Origin of the sequence: Aerococcus sp. UMB1112A, from assembly GCF_030230715.1 — a bacterium.
Lineage (GTDB): Bacteria > Bacillota > Bacilli > Lactobacillales > Aerococcaceae > Aerococcus.
Window position 1 is genome coordinate 23,372 of the sequence record NZ_JASPDS010000004.1, and the last position, 11,346, is coordinate 34,717.

An 11,346-nucleotide genomic window follows, 5' to 3' on the forward strand; every position below is an offset into this window, starting at 1 on the left:
CTACAAGCTCTACAACCAACGATCCAAGATCGGTAGGAGGCGTCTGAGGAAGAAGTGAGCGACGATAGATACCAAGATCCCCTTGACGAGGTTAAAGGGCACAATGCCCATGAGTAGGTATTGGACCATGTCATTAATTGGAAAATTCATCACTGCCGAATAGAAAGGCGCTAGCACAAAATAGTTCAAAGCGACCATCACTAGGGTCAACGATAGGGTCGCCGAGCCATAAGTTAAGAGGAGTCTCGACCAAGCTAGTTGGCGATCTTTAGCCTTGATGGTTCCTAAGTGACCCCGCAGGAAATAGTAAATCGGTAAGATATAGGCCAGGCTAGCTAAGAAGCTGGCCAAGTCGCCAATTGGGTAACCCGCATCCCCACCAGTTTGGATATAGTGGAGCAGGGTCCGGATCAAGGCTGCTAGAGCACCGGACAGGGGACCATAGAGGAAGGTCGTTAATAAGAGCGGGATATCTGAGAAGTCAATCTTTAAGAACGGCAAGGCGAAAAGAATGGGAAAGGCAAAGAACATTAAGAGATAAGCCAGTGCTCCCATAATCGCTATAAACATTAATCTTTTAGCCTTCACAACTACTTCTCCTTTCCATCTTCTGCCAAGTCTTTGAGCTGTTGGACCTCAAAGGGCAGGAGGACACGGGATTGACCGGGCCGCAGATCATCCAGGTAGATATTCCCATAGAATTCACGGCGCAATTTTTGTACGGAATGACCGATGGCGTCGAACATTTTACGGACTTGGCGGTTGCGGCCTTCGTGGATGACTAATTCAACCACAGCATAGTCCTTGGCTTCTTCCGTCTTAATCATCCGTGCCTTGGCTGGGGCCGTCTTCTTGCGGTCAATAATGACCCCCTTCTCCAAGCGGCGGAGGTCGTCGCGGGTTGGAATGCCGTTGACCTTGGCGATATAACCCTTAGCCACCTCGTGACTGGGGTGCATGAGGAGGTTAGCAAATTCCCCATCATTGGTTAAGAGCAAGAGGCCACTCGTGTTATAGTCCAAGCGGCCAATCGGATAAATCCGCTCTTCCACATCTGGGAAATAGTCGGTCACACAAGGGCGCCCACGGTCATCTTCCACTGCTGAAATGACGCCCGTCGGCTTGTTGAGGACAAAGTACTTGGGTTCTTCCTTGTAGATTGGAACCTCATCCACTTCCACCCGGTCGTGGCGACTCACCTTGGTCCCCAATTCCACCACCGTCTCGCCATTGACCTTCACCCGGCCAGCTGTAATTAACTTTTCCGCTTGTCGGCGTGAAGCCACGCCTGCATGTGCAATGACTTTCTGTAATCTTTCCATAGCTCAATCTCCTTTAAGCAAATTATATCTCCACACTGTTGTCAGCGAGCTCTCCTGCATCAAATAAAGCCGTCTGTTCAGCCTCCTCTGTCTCATCCGTCTTGAGCCTAGTGAGGTCCGGTAGTTCATCTAAGGAAGACAGACCAAAATATTGGTAGAAGTAATCGCTCACTCCATAGATGATGGGCCGGCCAGGACCTTCTTTACGGCCTTGTTCTTCAATCAGGTCATGCTGGAGGAGTTTCTGAATCATGGCTGAGGACTGGACTCCCCGGATATCATCGATCTCCATCCGCGTGATAGGGGCCTGGTAGGCAATGATGGCCAAAGTTTCCAGGGCCGCTTGCGATAGCTTAACCGAGAAAGGCGACAGAGCATAAGACTTGACCACATCCGCTAGCTCTGATTTAGTAACGAGCTGGATGCGCTGGTTGACCCAAGATAGCTTCAAAGCAGACTGCTGGTCCGCCTGGTATTTCTCAGCCAATTTCAAAAGGGCATAGCGGGTCTGGTCGATGGACAAGTCGAGCAATTGAGCCAATTCTTCTAGGTCCAAGCCTTGGTCACCGGCAACAAACAATAAACTTTCAATGGCCTGCATGGCTCTCATTCCCCCACCTCATTTCGTTTGATCTCAATATCGGCCTGGCCCAAAGTCTGGGCAAAGGACAAGTTCGCAGCTTTGACCAGTTGTAGAAGGGCCAAGAAGAGTGTCACGATCCGTTCGCGGGTCAACGGGCCATCCACGATCAAGTCATAAAAAGAAATTACCCGACCATGAGGACAAGCTTGGAGCAGGTCATCCATGGCTTCCTGGACAGAGTAAGTCTCTGCTTGCACTTGGCGTTCCAAAGGGGCCTGGCTCTTCAAGCGGCGCATCATTTTACGTAAGGCCGCCAGTAAGTCATCTTGGTCGAAAGCCCCTTTTGCTAAGGGGAGCTTGGTCTGATAGGCGGATAAGTCGCTAGCTGCCTTGGGATACTCCAGTTGCCGGGCCTCCTGCTTCTCTTCCAAGAGCTTGCTCACATTCTGGTATTGCTGGTAGGTCAATAATTGCTGGACCAGGTCTTCGCGGGGATCTTCTTCCTCTTCTGTCGCTTCTTTCTTGGGCTTTGGCAGCATCATCTTCGACTTAATTTCAATCAGGCTCGCCGCCATAACCAAGTACTCACTGGCCAGGTCCAGTTCCAATTCCTTCATTGCCTCCAAGTAGGCCAAATACTGCTCCGTAACCAAGACAATGGGAATATCAAAGATATCCACTTCAAGGGTCTTAATCAAGTGCAAAAGCAGGTCCAAGGGCCCTTCAAAACTAGCTAAATCCAGCCTCAAAGCAGAGGCTGGATAGTCTTCAAGCTGCTTATTTTCTTCCATTAAAGGTCTGACACTTCCTCTGCTGAATGCTTGCCTTTAGCCTGGCGCATCTCAAGATTCCATTTCTTGAAAAAATCCGACATCTCAATTGAAGCTGAGAAATTACGCTGGGGAAAAAGCTCACTGAGTTCCGTTATCATCTGCGAAACCAAGCCCTCACCCCTAAAAGAAGGCGTCACCGCCACATAGCGCAAAATAATGCTTTGGCTATCCAAGTCTTCATCAAAAGCAATCAAGGCATGGTAGTTATCGGATGCCTGGTCCCTGTAGAGGTATAAGGACCGGTAGCCGGATTCGATTTTGGTAATTTCATTACTCATCTCCTCATAGTCCTTAAAACGCGGAATATAAGAGAGTAAACCCATTGCTACTTTTTTATACTTTGGAATATATGGTGTTAGCATATGTTATCTCCCAATCTAAAAGTCAAAATTTAATTAACGAAACTCTAACATATTATCACAGATCTTGCAATTCTTACAAGCTTTCTTGGCTTAAGTGGCGGTGCATCCGCTGCCAATAGTGCTGGTAGAGAAGAGCAAATTTATCGCTTGCATGGGCCTCCCAGGGCTTGCGCTTGCCACAGAAATGCAAGAGAGCCGTATGGGCAATCACCCACTGGTCATCCCATGCCCCCGCTGAAATCAGTTCATAGGTCTTCTGGTAACGCATGTCGTAATTATAAATTTGGTCGGGCAAGGCATAGACCTGGTGGCCATAGAGGGCATTGAGAACATCCTGGTCCGGTAAGAAGAGCTGGAAGTAATGGGAAGCAATGTAGCGGTAAATGTCATCCGCACGCACCTGGGCTCGAAGGACCGGCAGATTCATCAAGAGCACTCCTGAATTATAGTAGGAGCCCCCGTCCTCTCGCTGTAAACGAAGCCGATTAAAGTCATCCGAAAGCCTGGTGAGACGGGAATGGCTAGCCGCCGCATATAGGTGGTCAGCCAGGTCTAAGTGGTAGAGCTCTGACAAGTCATTGATGCAGAGGATATCTGCATCCAGGTAGAGGATCCGATCTAAATGGTCCGGTAAGAAGTCTTGGGCCAAAAGCCGGTAGTAAATGGTTTCCGGATAGCGTTTAGAAACAGGGGCCTGGCTAAAGTCGGCCTCCTCCATATTGATCAAGTGGAGGTCGATGGCAAACTTAGCCGTCAGACTTTGGATCGCTTCTTTCCCCGCTAAGTCTCCCTTAGTCAAAATATAGACGGCCTCAACCGCTTCCTTGCTGTTCTCTATCACCGAAGTAAGGGTCGTCAACATTTGATCGACAAAGTGATGGTCAATAGCAAATAATAAATTCATCATTACCTTTCTAGTTCTGCTAATTGTCAGAACTCAAAATTTTATCTATAATTAAGTAAAATGCAGTAAATCATAAGGAGTGAAAGCATGTCCCTAGACCAAGAAAGAAAGAAAATTAACCAGATTGACCAGCAAATTGTTGCCCTCTATGAAGACCGGCTCAAAGTCAGTGAAGAAATTGCCCGACTCAAAGCCGCTCAGGGGGCGGATATCTTCGTAGCTGACCGGGAACAGGCCGTGATCGAGAATGTTCAAAAAGGCTTAAAGAATCCAGCCAATGCTGACAGTGTCCAAAAGCTCTACCAGAAAATCATGCGCCTATCCCGCGAACGCCAGCAAGAAGTTCTAGCCAACGACCAAGCTAATCCAGAGCGCTAAAGACCCGGCCTACCCGGTCTTGGAAGACAGTGAGTGATTGCTTCTGAGCCACTTGGAGGGGGCTTTTATTAATTAAGACCAGGTCTTTGCCGCCGTAATAATTAATCAAGCCCGCTGCCGGATAAACGACCAGGGAAGTCCCAGCAATAATCGGCAAATCCGCCTCTTGCAAGGCCTGGACAGCAGCTTGGAGGACAGAGGAATCTAAACCCTCTTCATAGAGCACGATATCTGGCCGCACGATGCCCTGATCTTTTTCGCAGCGAGGAATCCCGTCTCGGTCCTTATGCAAGTCTTCATAGGCATAAGCCTGGCCACAGTCCATACAGTAATTGCGCCAAACGGACCCATGTAATTCAAACACCCGCTGGCTACCAGCCTTCTGGTGGAGGCCATCAATGTTTTGAGTAATGACCGTTACATCCTTTCCTCTATCCTCCAAGTCCGCCAGGTAGCGATGGGCAGGATTGGGCTTCGCCTCAGGGAAGACCAGGTGTTCGAAATAAAAAGCAAAGAATTCTTCTGGATGGGCCATAAAGTAATGGTGGGAAATCACCTCTTCGGCCGGAATCTGTACCCCTTGGTCCCTGCTATAGAGCCCCTCAGAGGAGCGAAAATCGGGGATACTACTCTCAGTTGACACCCCTGCCCCACCGAAAAAGACCAGATGTTGACTCTTATCAATTAATGCTTGCAATTGTTCTATTTTTTCCATGATACCACCCTTTCTCAGTTCATCGATTCAAGCTCTGCTTCTATTTTAACAGAGCTTAGGAAAAAGCAGAAATTTAAAGGAAAATATTAACCCTTTATTGCATTTTCTGTTAATATAATACATAAAGAAGTGGAGGTTATTCCTAATGCGTAAATTCTTATCCATCATCGGCTTGGCCTTGTTTATTTTCTTAGGCGGCTGTTCCCAAGTCCAAAAGACGGACGACGCCTTCTTCGCCGACCTGGCCTCAACCTGGCAGGATCGGACGGAAACTATGAAGAAAGTGGAAAAGGAAAATGATATCACCAAGTCCTTCAAGGCAATCTTTGAAACGGAATTAAAGGGCCTAGAAAAGTATGAAAATGCTGATTTCGAAGATCCTGAACTCGGTCAAACGGTTCAAAATTATCTCAAAGAAGTTAGAGCCTGTCTTGAAGCCCTAGACACGGACCAATTGGGCTATGACGACCTTGAAAACTATCTTAACCACTATGACAAGCGGGTGGGCTATCTCAAGGAGCTCTCCAAAGACAAGCGTTATGTCCTACCTGAGGGCTCGGAAGATGACCTAGCCTTAGACCGTGAACAGATTAAGAAAGACAAGGCCAAGGCTGAGGAGCGAACCGATATCCTGAAGAAATTCCAAGAAGACCTCAATAAACTGAGCTTCCAAGGGAGCAAGGATGCAAATGGCCAAACCAATATCAGCGGTCAATTATCCAATACTACAGGGGCGGACTTAGCCAACTTCACCATCACCATCAAATTCCTCGATAAGGATGGCAATGAAGTGGATAAGCAAAGCGAAAAAATTGACGTCCTGAAGAATGGCGAAACGAAAGAACTGAAATATTCCACTGACAAAGACTTTGCCAGTGTTGCTCCAGACCTTAACTTAGATAATCTGGAAATTAATAAGCCCTAGGGCAAATAAAGAAGCCTTAAAGTGAAACAGGCAAGCTGTTTACTTTAAGGCTTTTTTAGTGCATTTAAGACCGTGGGAAGGACTTAGCATAAATTTCTTTGAGATGGGGAGCATGGATGTGGGTATAAATTTGAGTCGTGGAAATATCGCTATGGCCAAGTAATTCTTGGACGACCCGCAAATCCGCCCCATTCTCAAGAATATGGGTCGCAAAGGAGTGGCGGAGGGTGTGGGGGCTCACATTTTTTTGGATACCGACTTCTTGGACATAGGCCTTGATGCGCTTCCACACCCCTTGACGGCTGATCCCCTTTCCGTGGTGGTTTAGGAATAAGATCTCCGAATCCTTATCCTTGAGCAGTTGGTCGCGGGCATAGTCCTGGTAGCGGCCAATCCAATCAGCAGCCACTTCCCCCAGGGGCACAATCCGCTCCTTGTCCCCCTTGCCCAGACTCTGGAGGAAGCCTAATTCTGGATGGATATCCGTCACTTTGAGATGGACGAGCTCACTCACACGAAGGCCCGAAGCATAGAGGAGCTCCAGCATGGCCCGGTCTCTAAGTCCTAGGGGTGTCCCGATATCTGGGGCCTGGAGCAAGCGGTCCACTTCATCCATGCTTAAGACAGTGGGCAGGGTCTGCCGTTTCTTGGGCATGGCAATCTGGTCGACGGGATTCTGGTCAATCTGTCCGTTCAACAATAAGTGAGAAAAGAAACGCCGCAAGCTTGACAGTAAGTGGCTGAGGGTAGTCGTCTTCTGTCCTTGGTCGCTCTTGAACTTGAGAAAGGCTCGGATATCTGTGCGATCTAGGTCCTTGTAATGGCTAAAGCCTTGGTCCTCCATCCAAGTATCCAAGCCCCGGATATCATTGGCATAGCTCTTGATAGTGTTATTCGATAAACCTGCTTCTACCTTGAGTGTCATCAGAAAATCTTCCAAAAGTTCCTTATTCGTCATAGGGCAAGTCTCCTTCTTGGCAGTCCTGGCAGAGACCGTGGATGACCAAGTGGTGGTTAGTCACCTTGAAGTGGAAGTTTTTTTCGACTTCTTTTTCTACAGCGTCCAGGAGGTCCTCGTTGATTTCAATTATTCGACCACAATGGATGCAGACCAGGTGGTGGGGAGCATGCTGGGATTGCCGGTTGATGAGGCTGTAGTAGGCCAGTCCTTCGCTGCCCATGACCTTGCTGACCACCTGGATGGATGTTAAGATCTCCAAGGTCCGGTAGACAGTGGCCAGACCGATCGATTCATTCTTTTCCCGGGTGTACATATAGATTTGTTCGGCACTCAGCAACTGGTCGCTTTGCTCAATCAATACCTGTAGGGTGCTCTGACGTTGGGGCGTCAGCTTAAATCCAGAAGCTTGAACCGAAGCCTTCAGCTCTTGAAATTGGTCTGTCCCCACTAGTCCTCATCCCCTTTGTTTACTAAATAAATCCCTGCCTGGTCCTGGCGCAGGATCCCCTCTTTCATCAGATGGCCGAGGGCACGTTTAAACTGGGCCTTGGAAAGGTTGAAGAACTTACGAATATCTTCCGGCCGGCTCTTATCATTGTAAGGTAGGAAGTGGTCTGGTTGCCTTTCCAGGATAGCCTGAATCATTTGAGCATCTTCATTGATGACCTGGTAGGCTTGCGGTTTAAGGGACAGGTTTAAGTTGCCGTGCTGGCCCACACCGATCACCCGGGCGGTCACTTCCTCACCCAGAGCGGGCTCTTCATAGCGTTCACTCTCATGGATAAAGGCCTGGTAGTAGTCTTCTGTCAAAAGATAGGTCCCCACAAACTTACAGCGGTAAACCCGAGCTTTCACCGTTTTATTATTCCAAGTCGAAGTATGGGGGGACAAACGCTTGGAGATTTGTTGGAAGACCTGGTCGTCCGCAAGTTTAGCCCAGACCCTGTCCTTCTTGTCCACTTCCAAGCGCACAAAGAGCTTACTGCCTTTTTTAGGCCACAGATGCTTCTCTTGTGGGAGGTCATCCAGGGATAAAACCATGTCCTTATCCGGCAAGCCAATAGCCAAAAAGACCCCTAAATCTTGTTTAACAGAAGTGACTTCTCCCCAACCGTAGCGGTCTTGGCGGACATCAGGCAGGTCCAGGGTCATGCACAATTGCTTGTGGCTGTTCTCATAAACGAAGCCGCGAATGCTGTCACCCATTTTGAGCGATCCAGCTTGGTCTCTGTCTAAGCGGTAGGATAAGCCATCTTTTTGCACAAAAAAGTGTTTGTCGTTCTCATCGGTAACAATGCCTGTCACCAGGCTTCCTAAATATTTATTCATGGTCTACCTCTTTCATTGGTCGAATCGTATCCAATTTCATACGCTTTCTATTCTAGCATACTTTAAGCTCTGAGCGCTCGACCTGATCTTATAAAAAAAGAATTTTGCTCATTGGTTAATCCAACAAGCAAAATTCTCAATCTAGTTTCAGCTTAATTAAGCGTCGCCGCCTTCATAAACGACACCACGACGGGCATCGACGGTGACTAATTGACCTTCAGTCACTTCTGCAACTGCACCTTCAGCCCCTACGATGACTGGGGTATTGGTGTTAATGCCAAGTACTGCAGCATGGCTCGTTACGCCGCCTTCTTCAACGATAACTGCCTTCGCTTTGCTAATGGCATCGTTGTATGATTCATCTGTTGTCTTCACAACAAGGACAGAATTAGCCGTTACTTTTTCGTTAGCTTCTTTCGCGTCCTTAGCTAAGACAACGTGACCGACAGCAGAATTTTCCCCGATACCTTGGCCGCGAACGATTTGACGGCCAACGATTTGGATCTTCATTAAGTTAGTTGTGCCACGTTCACCGACAGGAACACCAGCAGTTACTAAGATCTTGTCGCCGTCTTGGGCATAGCCATTTTCCTTGGCTAAGTTAGCAGCTAAGATCATCATGTCATCAGTTGTTGCTGGACGTTCAGCTACAATTGGTTCTACCCCACTCGAAAGCATGAGCTTATTGGCGCGGCTTTCAGAGAAGGTTAAAGCCAAGATTGTCGCATTTGGACGGTATTTAGAAATCATTTTAGCAGTAAAACCAGAATCTGTGGCAGCAACAATGGTACGGATGCCCAAGTTGCTTGCTGTATAAGCAACGGATTGGCTGATAGCTTCGGCCACGTCTAATTGGGCATGGTCACCACGTTCCACATGGTTAGGTAAAACACCTTCTGAGTGTGCAGCGATTTGAGCTTCAGTTGCTAAAGCAATCCGATTCATAGTTTGAACGGCTTCAACAGGATAGTCCCCTGCAGCTGTTTCACCAGATAACATAATCGCATCGGTACCGTCGTAGATAGCATTGGCAACGTCTGACGCTTCAGCACGCGTTGGACGTGGGTTCCGTTGCATGGAATCTAACATTTGGGTAGCTGTAATGACTGGTTTACCCAAGCTATTGCAGAGTTCAATCATATCTTTTTGAGCGATTGGAACAGTTTCTACAGGAATTTCAACCCCTAAGTCCCCGCGGGCAATCATTAAACCATCGGAAACGTTCATAATTTCTTTAATATTGTCCACGCCTTCTTGGTTTTCGATCTTAGGCAGGATTTGAACATCTTCATTGCCAGTTTCTTCTAAGATTTCGCGGATTTCAAGGATGTCTTCTGGTTTACGAACAAAGGAAGCCGCAATAAAATCAATGCCTTGTTCCAAACCGAAGCGAATATCTGCTTCGTCTTTATCCGTAATCCCAGGTAAATTGATTGAAACGCCTGGTACATTGACGCCCTTCTTGTCTTTGATGATCCCGCTGTTTTCTACAACAGTTACAATTTCACCATCGGCTTTGTTAATGTCAGTAACCAGTAAGTCAACCAGACCATCGTCGACTAAGATATGTGAACCAACGTGAACATCATCAATCAATTCTGGGTAAGTAATTGAGAACTTGCTTGCGTCCCCTTCCACTTCACTTGAAAAGATGGAAACGGTAGTACCTTTTTCAAGTAAAACAGGTTCATGGTTAACCATATTGTGGGTACGGATTTCAGGCCCCTTTGTGTCCAATAAGAGGGCAACCCGCTTGCCGCTTTGTTTGGCAGCTTCACGGATGTTCTTAATCCGGGCTTCATGTTCTTCATGCGAACCGTGTGAGAAGTTCAAACGAGCAACGTTCATGCCCGCTTCCATTAATTGAACTAAGGTTTCAACTGACTCAGAAGCTGGGCCAATAGTACAAACAATTTTAGTGTTCTTTTGCATTTTTGTTCTCCTTTTTTGCTTTAATCCTTTGAACGAATAGACATTATAAGCGACTTAATAGGAAATGTCACCATTAATTTCATACAATTCCATCAATGGGGTGTGGGTTTCTCGGTTCAAGACTTCCGAAATATCGCCATAGACAATATCATTGCCACGGATGCCCAAGCAGATACCTGAGTGACCTTGGTTCAAGAGCTCTACAGCCCTAAAGCCAAACATGGTTGCAAGGACACGGTCGCGTGCGGAAGGGGCGCCCCCTCTCTGCATGTGACCGAGCACCGTTGCCCGGCTGTGGAAGTTTCCGTAAGTCGAGAGCTTATCCATGAATTTATTAGCAGACATCACGCCTTCAGCGAGAATAATAATGATATGCTTCTTACCCCGCTCACGGCCTGCCTTGATATCTTCCACAATTTGGTCCATATCAAAGCCAATTTCAGGAATAATTACCTTCTCAGCCCCTGAAGAAATACCGGTCCAGAGGGCAATATCTCCAGCATTACGCCCCATCACTTCAATAATGAAGGTCCGCTCATGACTGGTAGCTGTATCCCGAATCTTATCGACTGCCTCGATGACGGTATTGCAGGCTGTATCGAAACCAATGGTAAAATCAGTCCCTGCAATATCATTATCAATCGTCCCAGGAATACCAACCGTTGGAAAACCGTGCTCACTAAGGGCTTTGGCTCCCATGAAGGAACCGTCCCCACCGATTACAATTAAAGAATCAATCTTAAATTTCTTTAATTGCGCAATGGCCTTCTCCTGTCCTTCTTTCTCAGCAAATTCAGGATAGCGCGCCGTGTACAGCATGGTCCCCCCGCGCGACAGCAAGTTGCCGACATCATCAATACCCATTTGATAGATATCGCCTTCTGCTAGTCCACGAAAGCCATAGCGGATACCATAAACCTCGTTGCCGTCGTAGATTGCTTTTCTAACGACAGCACGAATGGCGGCATTCATCCCTGGTGCGTCACCACCACTTGTTAAAACGCCAATACGTTTAACCACTTGGACACCTCGTTTCAAAAAATTAATTCATACAATTTTATCTTAACATTTTTTTCAAAGAATGTCGCCCCATTTGTAATTT

The 11,346-nt window shown here is 47.4% G+C and carries 14 protein-coding genes; 2 read left to right on the plus strand and 12 right to left on the minus strand.

The annotated features are described in order from the left end of the window. Positions 1-9 precede the first annotated feature (9 nt). The 6 genes from QP860_RS03325 to QP860_RS03350 all read right to left on the minus strand — a co-directional run bounded on the left by QP860_RS03325 (position 10) and on the right by QP860_RS03350 (position 4,004). On the minus strand, positions 10-588 hold the full coding sequence (locus QP860_RS03325; protein ID WP_230080880.1) for an ECF transporter S component: 579 nt from the start codon (positions 586-588) through the stop codon (positions 10-12). Between the two features lie 2 nt (positions 589-590). Beyond that, complete coding sequence (locus QP860_RS03330; protein ID WP_284910299.1) at positions 591-1,322, minus strand: pseudouridine synthase; 732 nt, start codon at positions 1,320-1,322, stop codon at positions 591-593. Between the two features lie 22 nt (positions 1,323-1,344). Next, on the minus strand, positions 1,345-1,932 hold the full coding sequence (scpB, locus tag QP860_RS03335; RefSeq protein ID WP_070617854.1) for an SMC-Scp complex subunit ScpB: 588 nt from the start codon (positions 1,930-1,932) through the stop codon (positions 1,345-1,347). Continuing rightward, positions 1,929-2,696 (minus strand): segregation and condensation protein A, encoded by a 768-nt coding sequence (locus QP860_RS03340; protein WP_070617850.1) that lies wholly within the window; start codon positions 2,694-2,696, stop codon positions 1,929-1,931. The genes scpB and QP860_RS03340 overlap by 4 nt, the downstream gene beginning before the upstream one ends. After that, the gene (locus QP860_RS03345) at positions 2,696-3,100 is read right to left on the minus strand and encodes a hypothetical protein (RefSeq protein ID WP_070617847.1); all 405 of its coding nucleotides are present in this window, start codon (positions 3,098-3,100) and stop codon (positions 2,696-2,698) included. The genes QP860_RS03340 and QP860_RS03345 overlap by 1 nt, the downstream gene beginning before the upstream one ends. A gap of 73 nt (positions 3,101-3,173) precedes the next feature. Then, positions 3,174-4,004, minus strand: a complete 831-nt coding sequence (locus QP860_RS03350) for a glycosyltransferase family 8 protein (protein ID WP_070617845.1) — start codon at positions 4,002-4,004, stop codon at positions 3,174-3,176. Between the two features lie 87 nt (positions 4,005-4,091). On the opposite strand from QP860_RS03350, the gene QP860_RS03355 reads away from it, so the two are divergent. Beyond that, entirely contained in the window at positions 4,092-4,382 is a 291-nt protein-coding gene (locus QP860_RS03355; RefSeq protein ID WP_070617842.1) for a chorismate mutase, read from the plus strand. On the opposite strand, the gene QP860_RS03360 is transcribed toward QP860_RS03355, so the two are convergent. Continuing rightward, positions 4,366-5,097 carry an NAD-dependent protein deacylase gene (locus QP860_RS03360; RefSeq protein ID WP_284912172.1) on the minus strand — a complete coding sequence of 244 codons (732 nt, stop codon included), beginning with the start codon at positions 5,095-5,097 and terminating at the stop codon, positions 4,366-4,368. The genes QP860_RS03355 and QP860_RS03360 overlap by 17 nt on opposite strands. 145 nt (positions 5,098-5,242) lie before the next feature. Between QP860_RS03360 and QP860_RS03365 the strand changes: the two genes are divergently transcribed. Then, on the plus strand, positions 5,243-6,022 hold the full coding sequence (locus QP860_RS03365; RefSeq protein WP_070617836.1) for an FxLYD domain-containing protein: 780 nt from the start codon (positions 5,243-5,245) through the stop codon (positions 6,020-6,022). Between the two features lie 64 nt (positions 6,023-6,086). Here the strand turns inward: QP860_RS03365 and xerD are convergent, their stop codons facing one another. The 5 genes from xerD to pfkA form a co-directional block, all read right to left on the minus strand. Beyond that, positions 6,087-6,980, minus strand: coding sequence for a site-specific tyrosine recombinase XerD (xerD, locus tag QP860_RS03370; protein WP_070617833.1), 894 nt, complete (start codon positions 6,978-6,980; stop codon positions 6,087-6,089). Continuing rightward, positions 6,970-7,431 (minus strand): Fur family transcriptional regulator, encoded by a 462-nt coding sequence (locus QP860_RS03375; protein WP_067971942.1) that lies wholly within the window; start codon positions 7,429-7,431, stop codon positions 6,970-6,972. Before QP860_RS03375 ends, xerD begins: the two co-directional genes overlap by 11 nt. After that, on the minus strand, positions 7,431-8,312 hold the full coding sequence (locus QP860_RS03380; protein WP_070617830.1) for a CvfB family protein: 882 nt from the start codon (positions 8,310-8,312) through the stop codon (positions 7,431-7,433). The genes QP860_RS03375 and QP860_RS03380 overlap by 1 nt, the downstream gene beginning before the upstream one ends. 156 nt (positions 8,313-8,468) lie before the next feature. Beyond that, positions 8,469-10,244, minus strand: coding sequence for a pyruvate kinase (gene pyk / locus QP860_RS03385; RefSeq protein WP_070617828.1), 1,776 nt, complete (start codon positions 10,242-10,244; stop codon positions 8,469-8,471). A gap of 54 nt (positions 10,245-10,298) precedes the next feature. After that, positions 10,299-11,216, minus strand: coding sequence for a 6-phosphofructokinase (gene pfkA, locus QP860_RS03390; protein ID WP_067976491.1), 918 nt, complete (start codon positions 11,214-11,216; stop codon positions 10,299-10,301). Between the last annotated feature and the right edge of the window lie 130 nt (positions 11,217-11,346).

Bases quoted from the DNA above. Each gene is read 5' to 3' on its own strand.
- pyk (WP_070617828.1), bottom strand. From the start codon at position 10,244: ATGCAAAAGAACACTAAAATTGTTTGTACTATTGGCCCAGCTTCTGAG.
- QP860_RS03345 (WP_070617847.1), bottom strand. From the start codon at position 3,100: ATGCTAACACCATATATTCCAAAGTATAAAAAAGTAGCAATGGGTTTA.
- QP860_RS03340 (WP_070617850.1), bottom strand. From the start codon at position 2,696: ATGGAAGAAAATAAGCAGCTTGAAGACTATCCAGCCTCTGCTTTGAGG.
- QP860_RS03350 (WP_070617845.1), bottom strand. From the start codon at position 4,004: ATGAATTTATTATTTGCTATTGACCATCACTTTGTCGATCAAATGTTG.
- xerD (WP_070617833.1), bottom strand. From the start codon at position 6,980: ATGACGAATAAGGAACTTTTGGAAGATTTTCTGATGACACTCAAGGTA.
- QP860_RS03360 (WP_284912172.1), bottom strand. From the start codon at position 5,097: ATGGAAAAAATAGAACAATTGCAAGCATTAATTGATAAGAGTCAACAT.
- QP860_RS03365 (WP_070617836.1), top strand. From the start codon at position 5,243: ATGCGTAAATTCTTATCCATCATCGGCTTGGCCTTGTTTATTTTCTTA.
- QP860_RS03380 (WP_070617830.1), bottom strand. From the start codon at position 8,312: ATGAATAAATATTTAGGAAGCCTGGTGACAGGCATTGTTACCGATGAG.
- scpB (WP_070617854.1), bottom strand. From the start codon at position 1,932: ATGAGAGCCATGCAGGCCATTGAAAGTTTATTGTTTGTTGCCGGTGAC.
- QP860_RS03355 (WP_070617842.1), top strand. From the start codon at position 4,092: ATGTCCCTAGACCAAGAAAGAAAGAAAATTAACCAGATTGACCAGCAA.
- QP860_RS03330 (WP_284910299.1), bottom strand. From the start codon at position 1,322: ATGGAAAGATTACAGAAAGTCATTGCACATGCAGGCGTGGCTTCACGC.
- pfkA (WP_067976491.1), bottom strand. From the start codon at position 11,216: ATGAATGCCGCCATTCGTGCTGTCGTTAGAAAAGCAATCTACGACGGC.